Source organism: Corynebacterium sp., from assembly GCF_030532965.1.
GTDB lineage: Bacteria > Actinomycetota > Actinomycetes > Mycobacteriales > Mycobacteriaceae > Corynebacterium.
Map to the genome: position 1 here is coordinate 1 of NZ_JAUNKC010000035.1, position 23,617 is coordinate 23,617.

At 57.0% G+C, this 23,617-nt stretch carries 27 protein-coding genes and 1 pseudogene; 24 read left to right on the plus strand and 4 right to left on the minus strand.

Annotated features, from left to right (window positions below; genetic code table 11):
* The 9 genes and pseudogenes from Q4D85_RS12795 to Q4D85_RS12835 all read left to right on the plus strand — a co-directional run.
* Nucleotides 1-581, plus strand: a pseudogene (locus Q4D85_RS12795) (hypothetical protein); the annotation flags it as partial.
* A 13-nt stretch (nucleotides 582-594) separates the two neighbouring features.
* Nucleotides 595-1,455 (plus strand): hypothetical protein, encoded by an 861-nt coding sequence (locus Q4D85_RS12800; protein ID WP_303200949.1) that lies wholly within the window; start codon nucleotides 595-597, stop codon nucleotides 1,453-1,455.
* Between the two features lie 44 nt (nucleotides 1,456-1,499).
* Nucleotides 1,500-2,147 carry a hypothetical protein gene (locus Q4D85_RS12805; protein WP_303200952.1) on the plus strand — a complete coding sequence of 216 codons (648 nt, stop codon included), beginning with the start codon at nucleotides 1,500-1,502 and terminating at the stop codon, nucleotides 2,145-2,147.
* Complete coding sequence (locus Q4D85_RS12810; protein WP_303200953.1) at nucleotides 2,140-2,973, plus strand: hypothetical protein; 834 nt, start codon at nucleotides 2,140-2,142, stop codon at nucleotides 2,971-2,973. Before Q4D85_RS12805 ends, Q4D85_RS12810 begins: the two co-directional genes overlap by 8 nt.
* Nucleotides 2,974-3,015: 42 nt before the next feature.
* Complete coding sequence (locus Q4D85_RS12815) at nucleotides 3,016-3,471, plus strand: hypothetical protein (RefSeq protein WP_303200956.1); 456 nt, start codon at nucleotides 3,016-3,018, stop codon at nucleotides 3,469-3,471.
* 87 nt (nucleotides 3,472-3,558) lie between these two features.
* Complete coding sequence (locus tag Q4D85_RS12820) at nucleotides 3,559-3,966, plus strand: DUF1877 family protein (protein ID WP_303200958.1); 408 nt, start codon at nucleotides 3,559-3,561, stop codon at nucleotides 3,964-3,966.
* Nucleotides 3,967-4,165: 199 nt separating this feature from the next.
* Nucleotides 4,166-4,471, plus strand: coding sequence for a hypothetical protein (locus tag Q4D85_RS12825; RefSeq protein ID WP_303200960.1), 306 nt, complete (start codon nucleotides 4,166-4,168; stop codon nucleotides 4,469-4,471).
* 23 nt (nucleotides 4,472-4,494) lie between these two features.
* Nucleotides 4,495-5,538, plus strand: a complete 1,044-nt coding sequence (locus Q4D85_RS12830) for a hypothetical protein (RefSeq protein WP_303200962.1) — start codon at nucleotides 4,495-4,497, stop codon at nucleotides 5,536-5,538.
* 5 nt (nucleotides 5,539-5,543) lie between these two features.
* Complete coding sequence (locus tag Q4D85_RS12835; RefSeq protein ID WP_303200964.1) at nucleotides 5,544-5,744, plus strand: hypothetical protein; 201 nt, start codon at nucleotides 5,544-5,546, stop codon at nucleotides 5,742-5,744.
* Nucleotides 5,745-5,747: 3 nt separating this feature from the next.
* Here Q4D85_RS12835 and Q4D85_RS12840 read toward each other — a convergent pair whose 3' ends face one another.
* Nucleotides 5,748-6,581, minus strand: a complete 834-nt coding sequence (locus Q4D85_RS12840; protein WP_303200967.1) for a dienelactone hydrolase family protein — start codon at nucleotides 6,579-6,581, stop codon at nucleotides 5,748-5,750.
* Between the two features lie 67 nt (nucleotides 6,582-6,648).
* Between Q4D85_RS12840 and Q4D85_RS12845 the strand changes: the two genes are divergently transcribed.
* From Q4D85_RS12845 to Q4D85_RS12905, 13 genes are all read left to right on the plus strand, one after another.
* Complete coding sequence (locus tag Q4D85_RS12845) at nucleotides 6,649-7,323, plus strand: NUDIX domain-containing protein (protein ID WP_303200969.1); 675 nt, start codon at nucleotides 6,649-6,651, stop codon at nucleotides 7,321-7,323.
* A 115-nt stretch (nucleotides 7,324-7,438) separates the two neighbouring features.
* Complete coding sequence (gene pnuC, locus Q4D85_RS12850) at nucleotides 7,439-8,137, plus strand: nicotinamide riboside transporter PnuC (protein WP_303200971.1); 699 nt, start codon at nucleotides 7,439-7,441, stop codon at nucleotides 8,135-8,137.
* A gap of 6 nt (nucleotides 8,138-8,143) precedes the next feature.
* Entirely contained in the window at nucleotides 8,144-9,187 is a 1,044-nt protein-coding gene (locus tag Q4D85_RS12855; RefSeq protein ID WP_303200972.1) for an AAA family ATPase, read from the plus strand.
* 21 nt (nucleotides 9,188-9,208) lie between these two features.
* Nucleotides 9,209-10,357, plus strand: a complete 1,149-nt coding sequence (alr, locus tag Q4D85_RS12860; RefSeq protein WP_303200974.1) for an alanine racemase — start codon at nucleotides 9,209-9,211, stop codon at nucleotides 10,355-10,357.
* A 21-nt stretch (nucleotides 10,358-10,378) separates the two neighbouring features.
* Nucleotides 10,379-10,867, plus strand: a complete 489-nt coding sequence (tsaE, locus tag Q4D85_RS12865) for a tRNA (adenosine(37)-N6)-threonylcarbamoyltransferase complex ATPase subunit type 1 TsaE (protein ID WP_303200976.1) — start codon at nucleotides 10,379-10,381, stop codon at nucleotides 10,865-10,867.
* Nucleotides 10,868-10,930: 63 nt separating this feature from the next.
* Nucleotides 10,931-11,410, plus strand: a complete 480-nt coding sequence (locus tag Q4D85_RS12870; RefSeq protein WP_303200977.1) for a hypothetical protein — start codon at nucleotides 10,931-10,933, stop codon at nucleotides 11,408-11,410.
* 7 nt (nucleotides 11,411-11,417) lie between these two features.
* On the plus strand, nucleotides 11,418-12,101 hold the full coding sequence (gene tsaB / locus Q4D85_RS12875) for a tRNA (adenosine(37)-N6)-threonylcarbamoyltransferase complex dimerization subunit type 1 TsaB (protein ID WP_303200979.1): 684 nt from the start codon (nucleotides 11,418-11,420) through the stop codon (nucleotides 12,099-12,101).
* Nucleotides 12,102-12,103: 2 nt separating this feature from the next.
* On the plus strand, nucleotides 12,104-12,583 hold the full coding sequence (gene rimI, locus Q4D85_RS12880; RefSeq protein WP_303200980.1) for a ribosomal protein S18-alanine N-acetyltransferase: 480 nt from the start codon (nucleotides 12,104-12,106) through the stop codon (nucleotides 12,581-12,583).
* A complete protein-coding gene (tsaD, locus tag Q4D85_RS12885) occupies nucleotides 12,584-13,636 on the plus strand; it encodes a tRNA (adenosine(37)-N6)-threonylcarbamoyltransferase complex transferase subunit TsaD (protein WP_303200981.1) in 1,053 nt (350 codons plus the stop codon). It abuts the gene before it with no gap.
* A 135-nt stretch (nucleotides 13,637-13,771) separates the two neighbouring features.
* Nucleotides 13,772-14,068 carry a co-chaperone GroES gene (gene groES / locus Q4D85_RS12890; protein ID WP_303200982.1) on the plus strand — a complete coding sequence of 99 codons (297 nt, stop codon included), beginning with the start codon at nucleotides 13,772-13,774 and terminating at the stop codon, nucleotides 14,066-14,068.
* 6 nt (nucleotides 14,069-14,074) lie between these two features.
* On the plus strand, nucleotides 14,075-15,697 hold the full coding sequence (gene groL / locus Q4D85_RS12895) for a chaperonin GroEL (RefSeq protein ID WP_303200983.1): 1,623 nt from the start codon (nucleotides 14,075-14,077) through the stop codon (nucleotides 15,695-15,697).
* Nucleotides 15,698-15,957: 260 nt separating this feature from the next.
* Nucleotides 15,958-16,524, plus strand: a complete 567-nt coding sequence (locus tag Q4D85_RS12900) for a sigma-70 family RNA polymerase sigma factor (RefSeq protein ID WP_303200984.1) — start codon at nucleotides 15,958-15,960, stop codon at nucleotides 16,522-16,524.
* Entirely contained in the window at nucleotides 16,521-17,333 is an 813-nt protein-coding gene (locus Q4D85_RS12905) for a hypothetical protein (RefSeq protein WP_303200986.1), read from the plus strand. Before Q4D85_RS12900 ends, Q4D85_RS12905 begins: the two co-directional genes overlap by 4 nt.
* 76 nt (nucleotides 17,334-17,409) lie before the next feature.
* On the opposite strand, the gene Q4D85_RS12910 is transcribed toward Q4D85_RS12905, so the two are convergent.
* On the minus strand, nucleotides 17,410-17,784 hold the full coding sequence (locus Q4D85_RS12910; protein ID WP_303200987.1) for a DUF5319 domain-containing protein: 375 nt from the start codon (nucleotides 17,782-17,784) through the stop codon (nucleotides 17,410-17,412).
* Nucleotides 17,785-18,222: 438 nt separating this feature from the next.
* Between Q4D85_RS12910 and guaB the strand changes: the two genes are divergently transcribed.
* Nucleotides 18,223-19,743, plus strand: coding sequence for an IMP dehydrogenase (guaB, locus tag Q4D85_RS12915; protein ID WP_303200989.1), 1,521 nt, complete (start codon nucleotides 18,223-18,225; stop codon nucleotides 19,741-19,743).
* A 797-nt stretch (nucleotides 19,744-20,540) separates the two neighbouring features.
* On the plus strand, nucleotides 20,541-21,704 hold the full coding sequence (locus tag Q4D85_RS12920) for a GuaB3 family IMP dehydrogenase-related protein (protein WP_303200990.1): 1,164 nt from the start codon (nucleotides 20,541-20,543) through the stop codon (nucleotides 21,702-21,704).
* Here the strand turns inward: Q4D85_RS12920 and Q4D85_RS12925 are convergent.
* Together Q4D85_RS12925 and Q4D85_RS12930 are read right to left on the minus strand one after the other, a co-directional pair.
* Nucleotides 21,701-22,597: a DMT family transporter gene (locus tag Q4D85_RS12925; protein ID WP_303200993.1), complete on the minus strand. Its 897-nt coding sequence runs from the start codon at nucleotides 22,595-22,597 to the stop codon at nucleotides 21,701-21,703. The genes Q4D85_RS12920 and Q4D85_RS12925 overlap by 4 nt on opposite strands.
* A 58-nt stretch (nucleotides 22,598-22,655) precedes the next feature.
* Nucleotides 22,656-23,594, minus strand: a complete 939-nt coding sequence (locus tag Q4D85_RS12930) for a DMT family transporter (protein ID WP_303200994.1) — start codon at nucleotides 23,592-23,594, stop codon at nucleotides 22,656-22,658.
* Nucleotides 23,595-23,617: the final 23 nt, after the last annotated feature.

Sequence of the window (23,617 nt, forward strand, 5' to 3'; positions counted from 1 at the left end):
TGTATAACCGGTACCGGTACTACCAACCAGAAGCCGGAATCTATAACGCCCAAGATCCACTCGGAATCACACCGAACATAGCAACACCCCAAGGCTACGTCACCAACCCCACTGTTCTCATCGACTACTACGGGTTGAAGTATTGCCCATCAGCATGGAGGAAAACTAGATTCGGCCGAATCTTTACTGGGTTATCCCCCACTCAAAAAGGCAAAGTAGGTGAATTAGCGGCAAAACTGCATGCGGATCAACTAGGTATGCTCCACGATGATAGACGGGTGTTTTATACTGTCGATGTACGTGATCGGATTTCTGATGGGCGACTTTTCGATCGTCGTACAGATGCTTATCTCGGAATTCCTGAAGACAAGGCAGTTAAAACGCTAGGAAGATCAAAACAGATTGAAGACGGTATTGATTATACAAAGGCTGAAGGAATTGAATATCACATTTTCGTCCTGAAGGACACTAAAATAAGTCGTCCACTAATGAGAGCAATAGATGAAAATGGTCATGTTTTCCTTCATCGAATCAATGAATCTCAAATATTTGTGGCAGGTAGACAGTTAGGGTATTGGTAGGAGAAATTAGAGTATGTCGAACCGGTTTTCGTATGATGAGCAGCGTGTTGTGTTGTCGCAGGTGTTGGTGAAGTTTGGTTTGCCTGATCGGTTGCCGTCGCGGCATGTTTCTGTTTCTGATGATGTGGTGTTGGCGATGGTGGAGCATGCGCCTGAGATTGTTTCGGATTTGTTGGACTATCCGATGGTGCTTGGTGAGTTTGTTTCGTGTTTAGACTCGCATGTTAAGGCGAAGCATGCGTCGCGGTGGGATGCTGCGGTGGCGGCGTTTCGTGCGTTGCCGAGTAGGGAGGACGGTGACAGGCTAAAAGGCGATGATCGTGTAGTGATGGCTGTGTGTTTGGGAAGACTGGCGGGTGGTAGTAAGAAGCGGGTTGCTGAGTTGGTGGGGTTGATTGCTTCTGGTGATGCGCGTGATTTTTTGTTTGTGTTGACGGGGTTGTTGCCGAAGATTTCGCAGGAGCAGTGGGATGTGATTGCGCCGAAGTTTGATGATTTTGAGACGCAGTCGTCGTTGCGAATTAATGTTGCGAAGACGCGTGAGAAGTTGGTGAAGAATGGTGTTGTGCCGTGGTTTCCGTCGGTTGTGAATGAGAAGTTGGAGCAGCATCCGGAGATTATTGTGGGCAAGATTGATGCGTTGTTTAAGGGTCTTGCTGATAAGACGAAGGATAGTCATAATGTGGCGTCGGTGATTTTTTATGCGACGCCGTATTTGTCGCAGGAGCAGTGGGATCGTTTGGTGCCGCTTGTGAAAACGAAGGAAGATAAGAAGTCCATAGCGTTGCTTGTTGATGCGTGGTCGGATGTACTTGCGGAGAAAGGTATCAATCCGTGGTTACCGTGGGCTGCGGAAACTAAGAAGCTAACGTAAAAACGTCGATAAGTATGGGGTAGTTCCGTGGGAAGGAAGCGCATGTGATTAACCCAGAGACGGTATATGCGATTTTGTCGCGTGATGATTTTCTTGGTGTGTTTCCTGGCCAGCCGATTAAGCAAACTCGGGTTGATGATTATTTGAGTTTTTGTTTTGATCAGCCGCAATTTGCGACGCGGTGTAGTGAGAAGATCATTCCCGTATTGGATGCTAGTGAGCGGCAATTGGCGAAGTTTGATTCTGACAAGCCGCATGTCGCTACCATGCTTTTGATGGGTTACTTCTTTGGTAATCAGGCCTTTGTGGATGAGCTCTCAGCGCTTGATTCACGGGTGCGCGCGTTTCCGATTCGATTGGGCTCTAGTGATGTTGCTGCTTTTATAGTTAGTACTTGTTTTGAGTTGTCGAGTGAGTATTTGGATCATTCTGAGCGGATTGTGTATCGGCGTGAGAATTTGGCGTTGCCGAAGTATGAGCGGCCGATTCATTCAGTCCGCCGGTTGATGGTTACTCAGCCTGATGAGGAGGCGCTGGGGTTGTTTCGGTTGCCGCATTTGAGTCAAGTTACTTTTGTGGCGGGTGAGATGGCGGAGTGGTTTGATGCTCATGCGCAGCGTCTGGAAATAAGCCTGCACGGAAAGGCTCAACTTCATCCAGTACTTGGCGAAAGGAACAACGATTATGTCTAAGCGAAGTTCTTTGGATGAGCAGCGTGTTGTGCTGTCGCAGGTGTTGGTGAAGTTTGGTTTGCCTGATCGGTTGCCGTCGCGGCATGTTTCTGTTTCTGATGATCTTGTGTTGGCGGTGATTGAACATTCACCTTTTTTGGTGGAGGACTTGCGGGAATATCCAGTTATGGTCGGTCACGTTATTTCGTGGATTTATGACCATGTGAAGGCGAAGCATGCGTTGCAGTGGGAGGCTGCGGTGGATGCCTTTCGTGCTTTACCTGAGCAGGGTGAAAAAGACCTGTTATTAGGTAGTATTCGGGTTAATGCTGCTTGTGTTTTGGGAAGATTGGCTGGTGGTAGTAAGCGGCGGGTTGCTGAGTTGGGGGGGTTGATTGCTTCTGGTGATGCGCGTGATTTTTTGTTTGTGTTGATGGGGTTGTTGCCGAAGCTTTCGCAGGAGCAGTGGGATGTGATTGCGCCGAAGTTTGATGATTTTGAGACGCAGTCGTCGTTGCGAATTAATGTTGCGAAGACGCGTGAGAAGTTGGTGAAGAATGGTGTTGTGCCGTGGTTTCCGTCGGTTGTGAATGAGAAGTTGGAGCAGCATCCGGAGATTATTGTGGGCAAGATTGATGCGTTGTTTAAGGGTCTTGCTGATAAGACGAAGGATAGTTGTGATGTGGCGTCGGTGATTTTTTATGCGACGCCGTATTTGTCACAGGAGCAGTGGGATCGTTTGGTGCCGCTTGTGAAAACGAAGGAAGATAAAAAGTCCATAGCGTTGCTTGTTGACGCGTGGGCGGATGTACTCGCGGAGAAAGGCATTAATCCCTGGCTACCTTAGCCCGCAGCGGTGTCGTCGAAAAGCAAAAGTTAGGGATAGATTGTGTTCGTATTGGTGTCGCCGCCGGAATTTTCGGAGGAATTGCAGCTGATTTGCGGGCTGGACGAAGCCCAGCGCAGGCGGTTTATCGCGGTTGTGGTGGCCGATTGGTTGGATCGGGTTGCGCCGACTGATCCGGGAACTGCGGTGTCGGCGGAGATGTCGGCGTTGCTGCGAGATTCCGAGCAGTTGTTTAGGCCGGAGAATTTCGCAGAGTGGGCTGAGGAAGCTGATGACGTGTATTTGGACTGCTTGGATGCGGATGAATCGCCCAAGCTGGTTCGGCCGTTGTTTTATCGGGCGCGGTTTGCGAGCGCGGTGTCGGTGGCGGGTGAGGCGATTGCTGACGATAGGAAGCTGGATGAGTTCCTGTACGAATACTCGTTTAGCAGGGAAGACGTCGATATCGATGCTTTTTATATGGCTGCGTATCGTTCATGTTGCGCGCCAGATGTGTGACGGATTTTCGCTTTTCGTTTGCCCCACGCGGCAGCGATCGCCGCTAGTCTTGGTAAAAGACCAAGCAGCATATAAGGAGGACCGTAAATGATTGTTCCGTATTATTTCGAGCTTAGCGACGAGCAATTGGCCAGTTTGCAGGCAGCACCCGATGAGGATACTGCTACCGATATTGTTTTCGAGTGGTTAGAAGAAGAGGACGATACCGAAGTCGAAGACTACATCGAGTTTGATAAAGCGCCGCATTTCGCGGCGGAGTATTTCACAGAACACGATCCCAGCTTGATCCCGGCGATCTACGGGGTGACCACTATTGTCGAGGACCCACCGGTAATTATTTCCACGGCTCAAGAAGTGGCGGATTTTGCTGAGAAATTGGCTGTGGTGGCACCAACCATTGACGACGATGACGTGGTGGAAGTGGTGACCGGTCTGGCTGATTTTTATTCGAAAGCGGCGGCAGCCGGGCATGCGGTGTGCATCGTGTGTAATTAATATGCCAGGCTAACGGTGGTTTTCCTGCACCGCTAAGCGCCCTGGGGGTGGGGCTATGGTGGTGCGAGTTTACCCATCTGGGGTGGGGGAAAATTTTCATGGAACCAAATGGGGGTTTGGGTGAGTCTAACTAGGTAAGCGACTTTTTACTGGGGCGCCGGTTGCGGCGTCGGATTTTTTGGAAAAGAGGTTGGTTACCATGACGTCAGGTCGAATACAGGTCGATGTGCCAGTAGCGCGGAGTCTATTGGGCGACTTACAGCGTGAGGCTGATACTCAAATTCGCGTGCATAATGCGGATATCCCGCAGGTTTCAGCTGGTGCATTGGGGCGTGATTTCGGCGAGTATGAGCAACGGTTGGCGGCCGCGTTTGGCCGGTTGCATGATCGCATCGCGCGTCAGATCGTCAACGTCAAGGAGGCCGCTGCTGCGGCGGACGCTGATGTGGCGTTGATAGCGGCGGTTGATGTCGATAACGCCAGTGGGTTCGGTGGGCAGCGATGAGAAGCGGCATAACCAGCATATTATTGCGTGCAATTGAAAAGTTGGTGACGGCGAGTCGCGGCACCTATCGCCCACCCACCCAGGCGATTGCCCAGGTTGAGCGGGCTTTTGGCGCGACGAAGGGTCTGGATACCTCGGCTATCCGATCAGCCGCCCAGCTCGTGCGGGGTTCGTCCCAGTCGGAAACCGCGGCCGGAATCTCCGAGGTGATAACCGGCGTGCTTGTCGACGTTGCAGTCGGGCTCATTGGCGATGCGTTGCAGGGGTTGATATCGGATTGGTTTGGTGCCTCCGATGATGCGGAATCCGCAGGCAAAGAAGCAGACGCCGCATCGTCAGCCGTCGATGAGATCAATGATTCAGCCACGAACCAATGCCAGAGGGTGGAGGAGCGCGCGGCGGCGCAGATCGACATGCTGGCAACCATGCTCAGCAGCATAGATCCGGCGGAAAATCCAGAAGGTTTTGCCCAGTTGGTTTCGCTTGGGGCGGGTGTCGTTGATGAGTCGCTGTCCGCGATGACGGATATTTGCGGTGAGCGGGATCATGCGATCGCGGCAAGCTATGGAAAGTTGGTCGACGTGGTTGAAACCCTCGCGGAATCGAATGCCCAACAGTCTACGCCACATCCAATGTCGGAAACCCTGGCCGCCGGTGCGGCGAAAACGATGGCTGCGGCCGTTGACGTGCTGGGGACGGTGAAACAAACCGTGGTGGGCATTGGTGATGACGTTGATCGGCTGGTCGATTTTGTGACCGGAGCTGACGATGATGCTCCAGCTGAAAAAACGGTGCTAGCGGCATCGGATTCGCGTGATGTGCAATCTACTGCTGCCGGGCAGGCGGCTGCTGAAGAGCATCAACACACTAAGCCTATAGGGCAGAAAGAGGTACCGCCTGTTATGGCGACAAAGAACGAACCTTATGCCCCGACTGCGGTGGGGCATAAGGGAGCGTCAGCGATGCAGACACCACATTCGCAGGTATCGTGTCCGCCGCCTGCGCCGCAACCGGTGGCAGCGCAGCCGATTCAAACGGATGATGTACGTAATGCCGGAGGGTGGTAATTGAGATGGAATACGCGGATTTTATTGAGAAGTTTCGGCATGCAACGGATAAACGCATGGCGGAATTTGAAGCGCAGCTAAAGGCCGTTGAGGCGGAAGCGAATCGCACCGCCGGGCGTCGTAAAGTAGGCGACGGTGAGATGCCCCGGCAGCCTAGCACCTTGCGCAGGAAAGGCAAGGTGAAAGGGGTGCTGCGGAAGATGTGATGGCTAGTCGGCGTACTGCGCGAAATCTGCCTTGGCCAGTAGCTCCGAGCCGTGGATGGAGGTTACTTTCTTGGCGTAGGAGTCGGCGGCGCGGAAGCCGGAGTACTTGCGTTCGTTGGTCAAAGTGGCCAGCAGGAACCCGGTAATCAGGCCGCGTACCCGCTCCCTGGTGATGTGCCGGTTGCACAGGCCGGTCAGAAGCGGGAAGAGCCGGGACTCGTTAAGCACATCGTGGTTTGCGCCCTCAACCTCCCGGTAGGCCACCGGGCCTGCCCATTGCGCGGCGAGGTTAGCGGGATTTCCGTAATCGAAGAAGGCGTATTCGCCGGTGCCTAGAACCAGGCCGGGGGAATGTACTTCGGCGGCGGCTTCCTCGGCGGAAGGGGTCACGGTTGATGGGTAGGCTGCGACCACGGCTTTAAGGTTGCCTCGACCGGCGGCGGTTAACACGGCGGCACCGGCACCCATGCCGTGCCCTATGACGCCGATGCGGCCCGGGGCCACGGTGATATTGCCGGTACCGAGTTTGACACCGGTGAGTACCTGCAGGCAGGTTTCCAGGTCGGAGGCAAAACCGCGATGGTTGGGGGTGAGGCCGGTTTCGGTATTGGGCGCGGCGACAACGATGCCCCAGCTAGCGAGGTGGCGGAGTGTGGCGTGGTAATTCTTGATGTCTTTCAGCCAGTCATGACCAAACGCAACGCCAGCCAGCGCGTGCCCTTCGGCGGGCGTGTAGATCTTTCCTGGTAGTCCCACGAAATCGAGTTCGCCCGTCAGTACCCGGTGCGGTCCGCGCTTGGATAGTTTCGCTAGGTGTTTTGTTAGATTTTCAGCCACGGTTTAAAGGGTAGTCGAAAGTCGTGGGTTTCGCGGCAGTTGGGAAGTGTTACTCTTGGTTTTGATTATGGATATTGCACCTGGTTATCGCCCGCCGACTTTAACAGTTGATCTTGTCATGTTTCGGATTGCCCAGGGGGCGTTGGAGGTATTGCTGCTGAAACGGGCTGCGGAGCCATTTCGGGGTGAATGGGCCTTGCCGGGCGGCTATAACGCGGCGGGGGAGACCACGGTGGAGGCCTTGAGCCGGGTGGTGCGCGATAAGGTCGGGTTGGATTTGCAGTCTGACGTTGGTTTTTTTGAACAGTTGTGCACGGTGGATACGGTGGCGCGCGATCCGCGGGGCCATGCGGTTTCGGTGGTGTATCTAGGGTGTGGTTTCGGGCTTGACTTACCGGGCGGAACCCAGCCGCATAAGTTCTGGCCGGTGGATGCGTTGCCGGAGTTGGCCTTCGACCACGCGGAGATCATTGATTATGCCCGGCAGCGGCTGGTGTCGAAGATGAGTTATTCCAATGCCGTTTCGGGTCTTGTGGATTCGACGTTTACCCTCAGCCAGGTGCAGGCCGCGTACGAGGCGGTGTGGGGGCGGGAATTGGATAAGCGGAATTTTCGGAAGAAGTTTCTAAGCCTGGGGCTTATCGAGGAAACCGGCGGGTATTGGACTTCAGGGGCGCATCGCCCGGCGAAGTTATATAAGTTCCGCACGTCTGGCCTGGAGATTTTACCGTCGCCGTTTTAGCGGGTTTTTGCTTGTCGACGCTCTACGTCGCGACGGGTTGGTGTTGTTTTTACACTTTGTGTTAGTGTTTTAAATACACTAACTACTGTGATCGTTTTCCACCCAAGGAGATCCAATGCTGTCCACCTTTTTAAGCGTTGAAACAATCGCCTTTGAGCTTTGGGGCTATCAGATAAGCTGGCTCGAATTTATCGGCACCATTTTCAATTTCGCCGCCGTCGTGCTCGCCGCCCGCCGAAACATCTGGACCTGGCCCATCGGCATCATCGGCGTGATCCTGTTCGGAGCCTTGTTTTACCAAATCAACCTCTACGCCGACATGGCCGAACAGGCATATTACCTAATCACCGGCATTATCGGTTGGTACCTATGGGCAAGCACCAGCAGTCGGGGGACAACGTCCGCACAGCCCGGCACCCCGGTTGCCATCAGCAATCTCAGCCGCACCGAATACATCTGGTGGTCTGTCGGCATAATCACTATTGGCATTGCGCTGGGTTTCATGCTCAGCCAGGTTCACCTTTATCTGCCACGCGTATTCCCGGAACCTGCTGACCTGCCAATGCTGGATGCCATCACCACCACAACCGCATTCGCCGCGCAGATACTGATGATGCAACGCAAACTTCAATCCTGGCACCTATGGATCGCGCTCGACATCGTTGCCGTGGGATTGTACTGGTACAAACAGGTCCCGTTTGTGGCGGTGCTTTACGCCCTATTCCTGGTTAATGCGATCTACGGATTCAAGAAATGGCAGGCAGCCGTTACACACCCTGCAACCGAGCCGACTCCAACCCCACAACTGGTATAACCCATCATGAACCAACAACCTTGTGCCGCCGACCCGGGTGGCGTCGATAAGCGATATCAAAGCGGCATCGTCGCCGGAAAATTTTACCCACCGCACGCCGGGCACCACCTGCTTATCGATACCGCACTGTCAAGCTGCGAACACGTCGACGTGCTGGTCGTCGATAACCCCGAGTATCGTATCGATGCAGCGACCCGCGCGGCGTGGCTACGCGCAGCCCACCCAGCAGCACACATCCACATCATCGCCGACATCGGCCTCGACGACGATTCCCGCGCCTGGGCCGCACACGCCATGCAATTTCTGCGATATAAACCCGACGTGGTGTTCAGCAGCGAAGCATACGGCCCTACCTGGGCACACTACATGGGAGCTGAACATGTCATGGTCGACCACAACCGCGACCAACACCAGATTTCCGGGACGCAAGTGCGCGCGGACATTTTTGGCAACTGGCGGCGGCTACACCCGGCGGTGCGCGCCGGGCTGGCTGCCCGGATTGTTGTGGTGGGCGCGGAATCCACCGGAACCACAACGCTTGCCCAGGCGCTAGCGAACAGGCTTCGCGTGCCGTGGGTGCCGGAGATCGGCCGCGACTACACCTATTCCATGCAGTCGTTTTTCCCCGAGCAGGCGCAGGGCTACCAGTGGACAGACGAAGATTTCCACCGAATCGGCAGGCTGCAACAACAATACGAGCGAGAGGTCGCCGCGGCGAGTGACGGGGTGATCGTATGTGACACGAATGCGTGGGCGACCACGCTGTGGCAGCGGCGCTACCTGGGGTACACCACCGACGAGATGAGAACGATCGCGGCTGACTGCCGGGCTGACCTTTATATCCTCACCGGCGATGAGATACCGTTCGTGCAGGACGGGATCCGGGACGGCGAGCATATCCGTCACGATATGCATCAATGGTTTCTTGCGGAGCTATCGGCGATGGCAACGCCAATGATTCAGGTGCGTGGAAGCGTTGAGGAACGGATCGCGGCAGTTTTACCTATGGTGGAGCAGGCCATTGCTGCTGCGGGTCGAATCATCGGTTAAGAAAATGGCACAATGGTGTCCATGAACCTGCTGGAAACCGTCGTTGATTTAGATGCCATCGCCGCTAATACGGAATTGTTAAAACGGCTGGTGTTCCCGGCGCAACTTATGTGCGTGGTCAAAGCAGACGGCTACAACCACGGCATAGTTGAGGTTGCGCAGGTCATGGTGGCGCACGGCGCAGACCAGCTCGGGGTTGCGACGTTAGCAGAGGCCCAAAAGCTTAGGGCTGCAGGAATCACCGTGCCGATTCTGTGTTGGATCTGGTCGCCGGAGCAGGACTTTATTGCCGCGATCGAGAATAATATTGACCTCGCGGTGATTTCAGTGCGGCACGCAGAGGCGATCGTGGCTGAGGCGGTTCGGCGCAACGGCGGGATGGAAACCGGCACATCGGGAAATGCTGCGATCCGGGTATGCATAAAGGTTGATACGGGCTTGCACCGCTCAGGGGTGGATGAGGCGCAGTGGCAGGAAGTATTCGCGTTGCTTAACATGCCCGGAATAATGGTCACCGGAGTGATGAGCCATTTAGCCTGCGCGGACGACGTATCCGACGAGTATACAAACCGCCAGGCGGATGCTTTTCGACGCGCCATCGCCTGCGGTCGGGCCGCCGGACTGGCGTTGCCGGTCAATCACCTGTGCAATTCCCCTGGCACCTTGACCCGGCCGGACCTGTATTTCGATATGGTTCGCCCAGGGCTTGCGGCATATGGGCTAGAGCCGATCGCCGGGTTGGCGCACCGCCTTCAACCAGCGATGCGGTGGGAAGCGGCCGTTACTGTAGTCAAACCCATTAAGGCAGGCCAAGGCGTGAGCTATTCCTTGACCTGGCACGCACCCACGGATGGTTTTATCGCAGTCATCCCGTGTGGTTACGCCGATGGGCTGCCCAGAAACGCCCAATCGCAGGTGGAAGTAACCATAGCTGGGCGCAGGTATCCGCAGGTGGGCCGGATTTGCATGGATCAATTCGTGGTGTTTTTATCGGACAATCCAGCTGGCGTGACAGCTGGGGATCGCGCGATCATCTTCGGCCCAGGCGGCATGAGCGCGCAGGAACTGGCGTATCGGCTCGACGACATCAGTTATGCCATTGTGTGTCGGCCAGGGGGGCGGACCGTGCGCCGGTTTGAAGGCCGGGCAGCTGCGGAAATTACACGATAACGCGATCTTGAGGAGACAGCAATGAAATCTAGTTTTCCAGCAAGCGGAACCGTCCGATTGGAAACCGCCGCCGATACCCAATCCTTCGCCGAGGAATTCGGACAGTCATTAGAAGCTGGGGATGTGGTCATCCTCGACGGGCCGCTGGGGGCCGGTAAAACCACCTTTACGCAGGGGCTTGCACGGGGAATGGGCGTCAAAGGCCGGGTCACTTCGCCCACCTTTGTTATCGCCAGGGAGCATCGGTCGGTTTCCGGTGGGCCGGACTTGGTGCACGTTGATGCCTACCGATTGCTTGACGACGACCCCACCGGCGCGCTTGATTCCTTAGACCTTGATACCGATTTGGCCAGCGCCGTGGTGGTGGCCGAGTGGGGCGGTGGGCTTGTGGAACAACTGGCGGAAACCTACGTATTAGTGCAATTTGATCGCGAAACCGCCGTGGCGGAAAACCCGGAATCGGAGGCCCGGATCGTACACTGGCGGATTGTCTCGCCCATGTCGGTTTAAAACTTCCGCAGGTTATTAGGTACGGTATTGTAAGCAAACCCCATGTAGGTAGAAAGTGACACTATGAAATTAGACTCCAAATCAAGTGCCGTCGTGGCTGCTGGCATTGCGCTTATGATCATTGCGGTAGCGACCATGATTACTGCGTCCTATGTCAATACCACCCCAACGGAAAAAGTCGGCAAGTTTGAAAAAACCATCAAGATGTTCGACGCCGCTGGGCTGCACGTCGGGGCGGTGTCGCTGGGCGATCTTTACGGCGTTGACTACCGGGTAGGCGCAATCTTGTGCCCAGGCGAAACCAACGAGTCGGTGGCGGCGAAGTACCAAATCGATCCGGAGAAGCTTCACCTACCTACCAACGGCATTTCCCAACACCACAACTACATCATGCTCGGTAGCGTAGACGGCAGCTTTACCTTTGAGCGTTTCGATCGGGACACCATCGATCTGTGTAACCTGCAAAATGTGGAACCGTTCAGCACACAATCGCTGGTCCCAATGGTGAAAGAACTCGACGATGTTTGGCGCCTAGCTGCGTAACACTCCCATGCGCATTCTCGCCATAGATTCTGCAACCACAGAACTGATTGTGGGTATCGTCGATAGCGGCGAACCGGTATCCGAGACGGTCATCGCCGATTCGGCACGCGCCCATAACGAAATCCTGGTGCCCACGATCAAAGACAATCTCAGCCGCGTAGGCCTCGGCTTTGCCGATCTCGACGGTGTGGTCGTCGGCCGCGGGCCGGGGCCGTACACCGGCCTGCGGGTGGGGATAGCGACCGCAGCGGCCATCGCCGATGCCCGGCGAATCCCTCTGTTTCAGGTGTGCACCCATGATGCCATTGCCTGGCAATTAACCACCGACCACCCGCAACTTCACGGACATGAGGTTGTGGTGGCGACGGATGCGCGTCGTAAAGAAGTCTATTGGGCGCGCTATAAGGGCGGCAGCCGCATTGCCGGGCCGGACGTCTGCAAACCCGACGCAGTAACCGCCGAAGCTGTTGCCATCAGCTATCCGCAGCACCTTCAGCTGCCGGAGCACTTAAGCTCCTTGCCGTGCTACCAAACGGCCCTTAGCGGCGCCGCGTTGGTCGCGGTGGCCAACCTTGACCAGCCAGTAGCAACCGTGGAACCGCTGTATCTGCGGCGCCCGGACGCCAAAGAGCCAACTGCCCGGCCGAAATCCCCAGCCGTTCCCGACATTGATGTGACTAACGTTGTGTAACGATGAGCGTCCTTGAGCTGCGAGAACTAACCGGTGCCGACGCCCCGCGCTGCGCGGAATTAGAGCGCGTCTTGTTTCCCGGCGATAACCCGTGGACTGCCGCGGATTTCTTAATGGAATTCGCCCAACCGCATAACAACTATATCGGGGTGGTGGATAAGGATAACCCGCGTCACCTTCTCGGTTACGCCGGGCTAGCGAGGCTTGGCCCGCTAAAGTTTCCCGAATACGAAATCCACACCATTGGGGTTGATCCCGCGCATCACCGGCGGGGAATCGCGCGGCTCATGATGGATCACCTTATAAGCCTGGCCGATGCCGATGACGCCCCAATTTTTCTTGAGGTGCGTACCGATAACGACCCCGCTATTACCCTGTATCAAAGCTATGGGTTTATCCACATTGGGTTGCGTAAAAACTACTATCAGCCTTCCGGTGCGGACGCATTCGTCATGTGCAGAAGCAGAAAGAGCGAACGTTAAATGATCATCCTCGGAATCGAAACCTCCTGCGACGAGACCGGTGTCGGAATCATCGAATTGGATGCAGCCGGAAACATGACCATTCTGGCGGATGTGGTGGCAAGCTCCATGAGCCAGCACGCCCGATTCGGCGGCGTGGTGCCGGAGATTGCCTCGCGGGCGCATCTGGAATCCTTGCAACCCGTCATGCAAGAAGCATTAGCGAAAGCGAATATCACGGTGCCGGACGCGGTCGCCGCCACAGTGGGGCCCGGCTTGGCGGGCGCATTATTGGTCGGCGCATCGGCGGCAAAGGCCTACGCCGCCGCCTGGGACGTTCCATTCTATGGGGTCAACCACTTAGGCGGGCACGTCGCGGTGGCAAATTTGGAAGGCGAAGCACTGCCGCATTCGGTGGCGCTGTTAGTCTCCGGCGGGCACACCCAGTTGCTGGAGGTGCAAGCCGTCGGAAAACCTATGAAAGAACTGGGCGCCACGCTTGACGACGCCGCCGGCGAAGCATACGACAAGGTGTCCCGGCTGCTCGGCCTGGGCTACCCCGGCGGGCCTGTGATCGACAAGCTCGCCCAAGGCGGCGATAAAACCGCCATTCCTTTCCCTCGGGGCCTGTCCAAAGCAGAAGACCTGCGCGGCGAGCACCGTCACGACTTCTCGTTTTCCGGATTGAAAACCGCAGTCGCGCGCTACGTCGAACAGGCAGAACGCGACGGGCGGGTCATTTCCATCCCCGACGTGTGCGCGTCGTTCCAGGAGGCGGTGTGCGACGTCTTAAGCGCCAAGGCGATCCGCGCCTGCCAGGACACCGGGGCTAAGGTGTTGCTTCTCGGCGGGGGAGTTGCCGCCAATTCCCGGCTGCGGGAACTGTGCGGGCGCAGGTGCACCTCGGCTGGCATTGAATTGCGGGTACCCCGATTTTCCCTTTGCACCGATAACGGCGTCATGATCGCGGCGGTGGCGGCCCAATTGATCCACGAGGGGGCCGGCCCGTCGTCGTTAAGCGTCGGTACTGATTCCAGCCTCGAGGTGGAAATACCGCAGCTTATAACCGGCTAATGTCCGTGTGTGACCCCTGGTGTTCGCTTTAAGCGTAAGAGCTTGAAGCCTTAGCACTCACGCGGGTAGAGTGCCAGTAGGTTGATGAGCAACCTAAATGAAAGCAAACACTCGTTCCACACTAGGGAGACTATCGTGGCAAACGTCAACATCAAGCCGCTTGAAGATCGCGTACTCGTCCAGATCAAGGAAGCAGAAACCACCACCGCTTCCGGCCTGGTTATCCCAGATTCCGCCAAGGAAAAGCCACAAGAGGGTGTGGTTGTGGCAGCGGGCCCAGGTCGCTTCGACGGTGACGACCGGGTGCCAATGGACATTAAGGTTGGCGACACCGTGGTGTTCTCCAAGTACGGCGGCACCGAGCTTAAGTACAACGGTGAAGAATACTTACTGCTGAACTCCCGCGACGTTCTGGCTATCATCGAAGGCTAATCGCACATGGCAAAACTCATTGCATTTGACCAAGAAGCCCGCGAGGGAATCCTCCGCGGCGTCGACGCGCTTGCCGACGCCGTCAAGGTGACCCTCGGCCCCCGGGGCCGCAACGTGGTGCTGGATAAGACCTTCGGTTCCCCCACCGTTACCAACGACGGTGTGACCATCGCCCGCGAAATTGACCTCGCCGAGCCATTTGAAAACCTTGGCGCGCAACTGGTCAAGTCCGTGGCCGTAAAAACCAACGACATCGCCGGTGACGGCACCACCACAGCTACGCTGCTAGCCCAGGCGATTATCGCCGAAGGGCTGCGCAACGTCGCCGCCGGTGCCAATCCCATCGAATTAAACCGGGGCATCGCTGCCGCCGCCGAACACGTGGTGGAAGAACTCAAGTCCCGGGCGACGGAGGTATCCTCCGCTGCCGACATCGCAAACGTTGCGACAGTCTCCTCCCGCGATAGCGAGGTAGGCGACATGGTGGCCGCCGCGATGGAAAAGGTGGGCAAAGACGGCGTGGTATCGGTGGAAGAATCCCAGTCGATGGAGTCCTACCTGGACATCACCGAGGGTGTTTCCTTTGAAAAAGGCTTCCTGTCGCCGTATTTCATCACCGACGTTGATACCCAGAAGGCCGTGCTAGACGACGCCCTGGTGTTGCTGGTACGCAATAAGATTTCCTCGCTGCCGGACTTCCTGCCGCTGCTGGAAAAGATCGCGGAATCCTCCAAGCCGGTTCTGATCATCGCGGAAGACGTGGAAGGCGAACCGCTCCAAGCGTTGGTCGTCAATGCCATCCGCAAGATCCTGCACGTCGTTGCGGTGAAATCGCCGTACTTCGGGGAGCGTCGTAAAGCATTCATGGACGACCTGGCGGTCGTAACTGGTGCAACGGTCATCGACCCAGAGGTTGGCGTTAACCTCAACGAAGCCGGATTGGACGTTTTAGGTTCCGCGCGCCGGGTTACCGTAACCAAAGACGAAACCATCATCGTCGACGGTGGCGGCACCGCAGAGGCGCTGGAACGGCGCCGGGAGCAAATCCGCCGCGAGATCGAATCCACCGATTCCTCCTGGGATCGTGAGAAGGCGGAAGAGCGCCTGGCGAAGCTTTCTGGCGGTGTGGCGGTAATCAAGGTTGGTGCCGCAACTGAGACCGAAGTTTCCGAGCGCAAATTGCGGGTCGAAGACGCCATCAACGCCGCCCGTGCGGCTGCGCAGGAGGGTGTTATCGCCGGTGGCGGTTCGGTGCTGGTTCAGATCGCCTCGAAACTCCAAGAATTCGCCCAGCAATTCGATGGCGACGCCAAGATCGGCGTATTGGCACTCGCACGCGCCCTGGTGAAACCTGCCTATTGGATCGCCGATAACGCAGGCCTCGACGGCGCAGTGGTTGTTGCGCGCATCGCCGAGCTTGGTAACGGTGAAGGTTTTAACGCCGCAACGTTGGAATACGGCAACCTTATCGAACAGGGAATTATCGACCCAGTGAAGGTGACCCACTCCGCCGTTGTGAATGCAACGTCGGTTGCACGCATGGTGCTTACGACCGAAGCGTCGATCGTGGATAAACCGGCTGAGCCGCAAGCCCCAGCTGCGGGCCACGGCCACCATCACCACCACTAAAAACTGATACAACAGGCGAGGGGCCAGCGAGACTGATTCCCTCGCCTGTTTTTGCATATATTTATGCCCATCGGGCGGCGTTGATGCGGCACTAACTGCGGGTTTTCTTAGAATTTCTAATGTAATTGTAAAATAACAATTGCTGTGTGGATCGAAAAAACTTGTGCGCGGGCATCAGACCAAAGGTAATCTGAGGGGCGATATTGAAGTGTTTTTCGGCCCCACGTTATGGTGTCGTCCAAGAAAGTTGATGTCTGAGTATGAGTGAAACTGAACAGCAGCTAGCGGAATTGGTTCCGCTAGCCAGTCAGGGCGATCCTCGTGCTTTACGCCATGTCATTGAGATAGTGCACCCCATGGTGTTGCGATACGCACGTGCCCGCATTAGCGGTGGTCGCCACCCCACTCCTGAGGACGTTGCACAGGAAATCTGCCTAGCTGTTGCAACGTCCATCCAGAATTTTGTTGACCGCGGTCGACCGTTCATGGCATTCGTGTACGGCATTGCCTCGAACAAGGTCGCCGATGCGCACCGCAGTTATTCCCGCGATCTTTCCAACCCCACCGAAGAGGTGCCCGACGAGGCAATAGACACGGGTACACCAGAGGAAATGGCGCTGATCAGCGCGGGTAGTAACAGAGTGCGCCAACTTCTCGATTTACTTAGTGAAAAGCCTCGAGAAATCATCATTTTGCGGGTGTTTGTCGGGCTTTCAGCAGAAGAAACTGCTGAAATTGTTGGTAGTACCCCTGGCGCAGTTCGAGTTGCACAACATCGTGCCCTCTCCACGTTGCGCAAGGCCCTTTCACAGGAGATAGAAGTATGACAAAGGGAGACGGTTACCAGGAACCGTTCGACGGTCAGCTGGATGAGCTGGCCGCGACTGATGCGTTCCTGACTGAGCTGTCGCACGGTGTGGATCCGACCGATGGCGCGGACCCCATCGCTGATCTTTTGCTGCAATTGCGCGACGAGGTATATGCACCAATGCCAGCCGCACCGGTCATTGAGACGGCAGCGGAGTCTGACACGCCTGCTCCGCACACAATTGCGGACAATCCGGATGTCATCGACCTTGCTTCTCGACGCAACCGGGGTATGGGACGGATCGCCAGTGGCTTTATCGGAGCGGCAGCGGCCACGCTCATCATCGCAGGCGGCGGTTCCGCAGTGCTCAGCGCAAAAGAAGGCTCCGTGCTGTACCCGCTGCAACAACAGTTATTCGGCGCTACCCCAAGCCACAAGGCAGTGGTCGAATTGGCGGGCAAGCTTGAAGAGGCCAATAACCTCACCGCCAACGGCGATGTGGCAGGTGCCCAAGAGATTTTGGAGCAGGCCCAGGCTATGGTGAATAAGTTGGGTGCAAAGGAAGAGGCAGAATCGGTTAAGAAAGAACCGTCGACGGAAACTCAAACCTCCACCGTCACCATCACCTCCGAGCGTCCGGTGGAAACGGTTACCACAACCGTGACCGTGACTACCGAACCTGCTCCTGCTGTGGTTGCCCCGGTGCAGACGCAAACGCAGTCACCGTCGGTTGCGCCGGTTGCACCAACGCCGAGTGCGGAGCCAACCACCGCGCCTTCCCCGGCCCCAGGCGATGGCCTCCAGCTTCCGGAGGAATACCGGAATTAGCCAAGACAAAAGCGGTTCGCGTGTCAGCTCCTGTGAGGCACGTGAACCGCTTTTCCTTTTGCCCTGCTTGTCACTTTTATCTAGGTGCTTCTAATCCGTCTAAATAGCCCAGGCAGTAATCCCACGGCACATACGCTTGGGGGTTAGGGTTCACGCCCGGCTCGTGCACTGGGCTTAGCTCGCCCGCCAATGTGGCTAACATATTGGAGGCTAAGATGTCCCAATCGTAAAAATGCTGTTGGTCGCAGTCCTCGCAGAAGAAGAAAATCCCATTGATGCCGCGGGGTTGCAGTGCTTGTTTGAATTGGGCGACTAACTGTAAATCTTGTTGGATCTGCGCCCGTTCGTCGTCGCTAAGCGGCGGCAACGGTTCGTCAGCTTCTAAAAACGACGCTGGATCGTTGGGGTCGTCTGCGAAAGGATCACGGGGCATTTGCCAATCAAAAGTCACGTCTTTACCCTAAAGTGCTTATCAGGAACTATCAAGCGGAACCCAATAGGAAGCAGCATAACCGCAACAGACGTAGTACATATAGTTAAACGTGCATGTTTATCGCGCGCGATCCAGGTTTGCGGCGCGATGCCTGAACCCTCCGGTCACTCACACCAAATAACGGTACTGCCAAGCCGAACGGTGATCGGAACCAGGCATTTTCAGCGGCCATAACGCTTACCGCAGGCCGCCGGAACCTTCACCCAGACTGGCTGCAGAAAAGGAGCATCGGGACTCGTTGCGGCAATGGTGGGAAATCCGAAGGAAGCGGTTACATAAAAGGTTATAACTGCGATTGCGCCAATGCTGGTAGAAAGCGCTAGGCTAGATGAAACAACTTCGGGCAGTGCTTCTAACCGAATAAATAGCGTGACCTTTTGGCAGGAGGATTTTTAAATGGCACAACAGCGAGTTTCCACCGGTGGCGATGATCCTAACAAGGTTGCCCTTGTCGGGCTAACGTTTGACGATGTTCTGCTTCTGCCAGACGCATCAGATGTAATCCCGTCGGAAGTAACCACCACCACCCAATTAACCCGAAATATCTCGCTGAATATCCCGATCCTGTCTGCCGCAATGGATACCGTCACCGAATCGCGCATGGCAATCGCGATGGCGCGGGAAGGCGGCATGGGTGTATTGCACCGCAACCTCTCCATCGAGGAACAAGCGGCCCACGTGGAAATCGTGAAGCGTTCGGAATCCGGCATGGTCACCGACCCGGCCACCTGTACTCCCGACATGACCATCGCCGAGGTCGACGCTCTGTGCGCAAAGTTTAGGATTTCCGGCCTGCCAGTGGTTGATAACGACGGCACCCTCTTAGGCATTTGCACCAACCGGGACATGCGCTTTGAACCGGACTTCAGCCGCAAGGTCAGCGAGATCATGACCCCCATGCCGCTGTTCGTGGCCAAAGAAGGAGTCAGCAAAGAAGAGGCGCTGGCGCTGCTGTCGACCCACAAGGTTGAGAAGCTGCCCATCGTTGACGAAAACGGCAAGCTCACGGGATTAATCACGGTTAAAGACTTCGTGAAAACCGAACAGCACCCCAATGCCGCAAAGGACGCCTCCGGCCGCCTGCTGGTGGGCGCTGGCATCGGCGTTGGCGACGAATCCTTCGAGCGCGCCGGGGCGCTTGTCGACGCCGGGGTCGACGTCCTTGTGGTTGACTCGGCTCACGCGCATTCCCGTGGCGTTTTGGAAATGGTGTCGAAGGTTAAGAAGGAATTCGGCCACAAGGTCGACGTGATCGGCGGCAACCTTGCCACCCGCGCTGCGGCTAAGGCAATGATTGAAGCCGGTGCGGATGCCGTGAAGGTGGGCATCGGCCCAGGTTCAATTTGCACAACTCGGGTTGTCGCCGGTGTCGGCGCACCGCAGATCACCGCAATCATGGAGGCTTCCGTTCCGGCCCGGGAAGCTGGTGTGCCGATCATCGCAGACGGCGGCATGCAATTCTCCGGCGACATCGCGAAAGCCATCGCAGCAGGCGCCTCCACCGTGATGCTCGGTTCGATGCTGGCCGGTACCGCCGAATCGCCAGGTGACGTGGTCATCGTTGGCGGCAAGCAATACAAGCGGTATCGCGGCATGGGCTCCATGGGCGCGATGCAGGGACGCGGCCTTTCCGGCGAGAAGCGGTCCTTCTCCAAGGACCGGTATTTCCAGGCGGATGTGAAGAGCGAAGACAAGCTGGTTCCGGAAGGCATCGAAGGCCAAGTTCCGTTCCGAGGCCCGATCGAGGCCATTACCCACCAGCTGGTCGGCGGCCTGCGGGCTGCCATGGGCTACACCGGTTCCACCACCATTGCTGATTTGCAGCAGGCTAAGTTCGTGCAGATCACCTCGGCTGGTCTGCGGGAATCCCACCCGCACCACATTCAGCAGACGGTGGAAGCTCCAAACTATCACTAAAAATTTCTCGGCACGCAGATAGCCTTTTACACAACCGCCCCGCGTAATTGATCTCACTCGGGGCGGTTTCGCCGTCCTATGCCATGCAGCTCACGCGGGACACCTGGGCGCTGCGATTGTGGCGGTGGTCAGCGATAACCTGCAGGACAGCAAGAAACTGGTGCGAACTTTTGAGACTAACTCGACCTTTGCGTGGTGTGGCGGGTGGTGTCGGGGCCCAGGGGAATTAAAAGTCGAGTTGGGGCAGAGACACTTGGCTTGCCGTGCTTGAGATTGGGGCGTGGGTGGGAAATTCTTGGATGGTTTCGGGTGTAGGGCAAGTGATGGCGCGCCTAGGCTTGTCCTTGGGCTGGGAGCTATTGGTGGGGTGGTTTCCGGTACGTTTGTGCGGGGATTTGTGAGGGCTGGGTGCCGTTGAACTGCGGCAAAGCGCTGAACTGGTGCCAGTTTTTGCGGGTAACTCGACCTTTGCGTGGATTGGTGGGTGGTGTCGGGGCCTAGGGGAGATAAAAGTCGAGTTGGGGTGTGGATGCCAAGCCAACAGCAAACGTGCGCTGGGGTAAAACGAATCTCGTTCAGGGAAACTGGTGTGGAGAAATCACGCTCACATTTAAAACCCCGGTTCAACACGCTAGATGTGCGCCGTATCCCGCACAATGTCGAAAGTCAGGGCATGCGGTGGTCTCACGCGGGGTGTAATGAAAGAGCTGACGGCTTAGAGTTCGCATGTCAGCTGCGCTAAGCGGTAGTATTAGGTATTTGTTGCCACCTACGTAAACAAAAGGAAGACCGTCGCTATGCGTGACTACGTTGAAATTGGTATTGGCCGTGAGGCTCGCAAGACTTATAGCCTCAATGATCTCACCGTCTTGCCTACTCGCCGGACACGCTCCTCTAAGGACGTGGACACTTCGTGGAATATCGACGCGTATTCCTTCCAGATTCCCATCATCTCGCACCCAACTGATGCACTGGGCAGCCCGGAATTTGTCATCGAAATGGATCGCCAAGGCGGCATGGGTGTGCTCAATGCCGAGGGAATCTTGGCCCGACATGAAGATTTCAATGAGGCCGTTGGTCAGGTTATCGCCGCATGTCAAGACGAATTCGGCGGCATTGATTTTGCCTCGCCCCGTGCGATCGCAAAACTTCAGGAACTCCATGCAGCTCCACTGTGCGAGGATCTCCTTGCCCAGCGGATCGCGCAGGTGCGGGAATCCGGCGCGACCGTTGCGGTGCGGATCTCCCCGCAGCGGGCACGGGACCTAGCGCCGGTGGTGATTAAAGCCGGAGCGGAATTGCTGTTTATTCAGGGCACCATGATTTCCGCCGAACATGTGGCGGAAAGTGGTGAACCACTGGACTTGAAGGAATTCATCGCAAGTCTTGATGTTCCGGTGATCGTGGGTGGCGTATCCGATTACAACACCGCGCTGCACTTGATGCGTACCGGCGCGGTGGGCATCATTGTCGGTTCCGGCACGAATACCAATGGTCAAGCGCTAGGCATCGAACCGGCGATGGCAACCGCGATTGCCGACGTGGCGGCTGCTCGTCGTGACTATTTGGATGAGACTGGCGGCCGGTACGTTCACATCATCGCCGATGGTGAGATCTACTCCAGCGGCAATATGGTTACCGCCATCGCGTGCGGTGCTGATGCCGTGATCCTAGGGTCGCCATTGGCGGGCGCGCAGGAAGCGCCAGGCCAGGGCCTGTATTGGCCGTCGACGGCGGCGCACCCCCGTTTCCCGCGCGGACTGGTCGAACCCGCCGTGGGCCCGGTATCCGACGACGATGCCGAGCGGCCGAGCCTTGAGAAGATCCTGCACGGACCCTCCACCGATGCATTCGGAATGCAGAACTTCGTTGGCGGATTGCGCCGGGCGCTGGCTAAGTGCGGCTACGCGGATCTCAAGAGCTTCCAGAAAGTTGAATTGGCCTTTAGGTTCGGCATTTAAAACTCGCCTTCGGAAACGACGGTGGCTTTCTTCCTGCTAAACCAGGTACTGCCCACCGACGCGAGGATCACGCACCCGATCGCCACGATACTGTATCCGGAAATGGGTTGGCTCAGTACCACCCAGCCGGCACCCGCCGCGATGGCTGGCTCCAACGACATGAGGATACTGAACGTGGCGTTGGGGATCATCCGTAACGCCAAAAACTCCAGCGTAAACGGGATAAGCGACGCCATCAGCGCGGTAAGCAGAGCCAAGAGGAAAAGGTCGGCGTCGAAAAGCACTGGTAGGGCACGGGAAGCTCCCAGCGGCGCGATGCACAGCGAGGCAATAAACAACGCCACCGCCAAACCCGCAGTTCCCGGCACCTGTTCGCCGACTTTGCCAGCAACGATGATGTACAGCGCCCAGCAGCAGGCGGCAAGGCAGATGAAACCAAGACCGACGGGATCGAGATCTGCGGCGGTTGTCCACGATTCGATGCCGAATAACCCGATACCCGCCAGCGCGAGGAGCACCCAGAAAAAATCCCGAATCGTGCGTGACAAACCGGCGGCCAGCCCCAGCGGTCCCAAAAATTCGATCGTGACGGCGACCGCCAACGGAATGCGGTCAATCGCGCAATAGAAAAGGCTGTTCATCGCGGCCAACACCAGCCCAAATAAAAGCACCCACCGCCACTGGGTGCGGTTCCATTCCCGCAACTTCGGGCGGGTGATCGCAAGCAGCAGCACCGCAGCAATGAACTGCCGAAGAAATGCGGTGGCCAGCGGCCCAATATGCGGAAACAGCTGGGCGGCGGCGGTGGAACCGAATTGGAAGATCGTGCTGCCGCACAGTACGAGCAGCACCCCGATAATGGCGGGACGGCGGGTTGGAAGAGAGGTCGTCACGGTGCAGCATTCTACCCCGGAGCTAGCGGCACACCAGTTTCCGCGCGAGGCGGTGAGCTCACAGCGGCGTGGGAACCGCGCATTCGTGCTTTTCGACGCACGCTTCCGTCTCCGCTACCGTCACCGTCTCCCGCCGCGACGTGGTTGTGGTGCCTATCGACGCCGCCATCACGAGTGCGATCGCCACCGCACCCACCGCGGACACGGGTTGTGAGAGCAGTACCCAGCCCATGAGCGCGGCAACCACGGGTTCAAGGGACATGAGGATGCCGAAGGTATGGTTGGGCACAATTTTTAGCGCCATGAATTCCAGTGAGTAAGGCACGAGGGAAGCGAAGACGGCCGTACCCAGTGCGATGAGAAGGAGGGAGGGGTCGTTGATGAAGGTAGGGGTGTGGCTGATTCCGGCGGGAAGGGTGGGGAGTGCGCCGATGAGCATGGCAATGCCGAGTCCGCCCCCGCCGGGGACGTGTTTGCCGACGGTGGCGGAGGTGAGGATGTAGAGGGCCCAGAAGAGGGCGGCGGCGAGGATGAAGGTGACACCGATGGGGTCGAGGGTGGTGGTGGAGTAGAGGGATTCGAGGCCGAAGAGTCCGATGCCGAGGATGGCGAGGGTGACCCAGAGGTAGTCTTTGCCGTTGCGAGATAAGAGTGCGGCGAGGGTGAGGGGGCCTAGGAATTCGATGGTGACGGCGGTGCCAAGCGGGATGCGTTCGAGCCCGGCGTAGAAGAAGGTGTTCATGAGTCCCATGGCGAGCCCGAAGTAGAGGACGTGTTTCCATTGTGCCCTGGTCCAGGTTCGGATGTGGGGGCGGGTGATGATGAGGATGATGAGCCCGGCGACGCTGAGCCTAAGGGAGGTGGTTGCCCAGGGGCCGACGATGGGGAAGAGGGTGGTGGCGAATGCTGCCCCGAATTGGAGGGAGAAGACTGATCCGAGGACGAGGAGGACGCCAGTGAGTGGGGAGGCTGTGCGTGGGGTTGGGGCAGGTGTCATGGGCACCATTGTGGTGCAGGAAA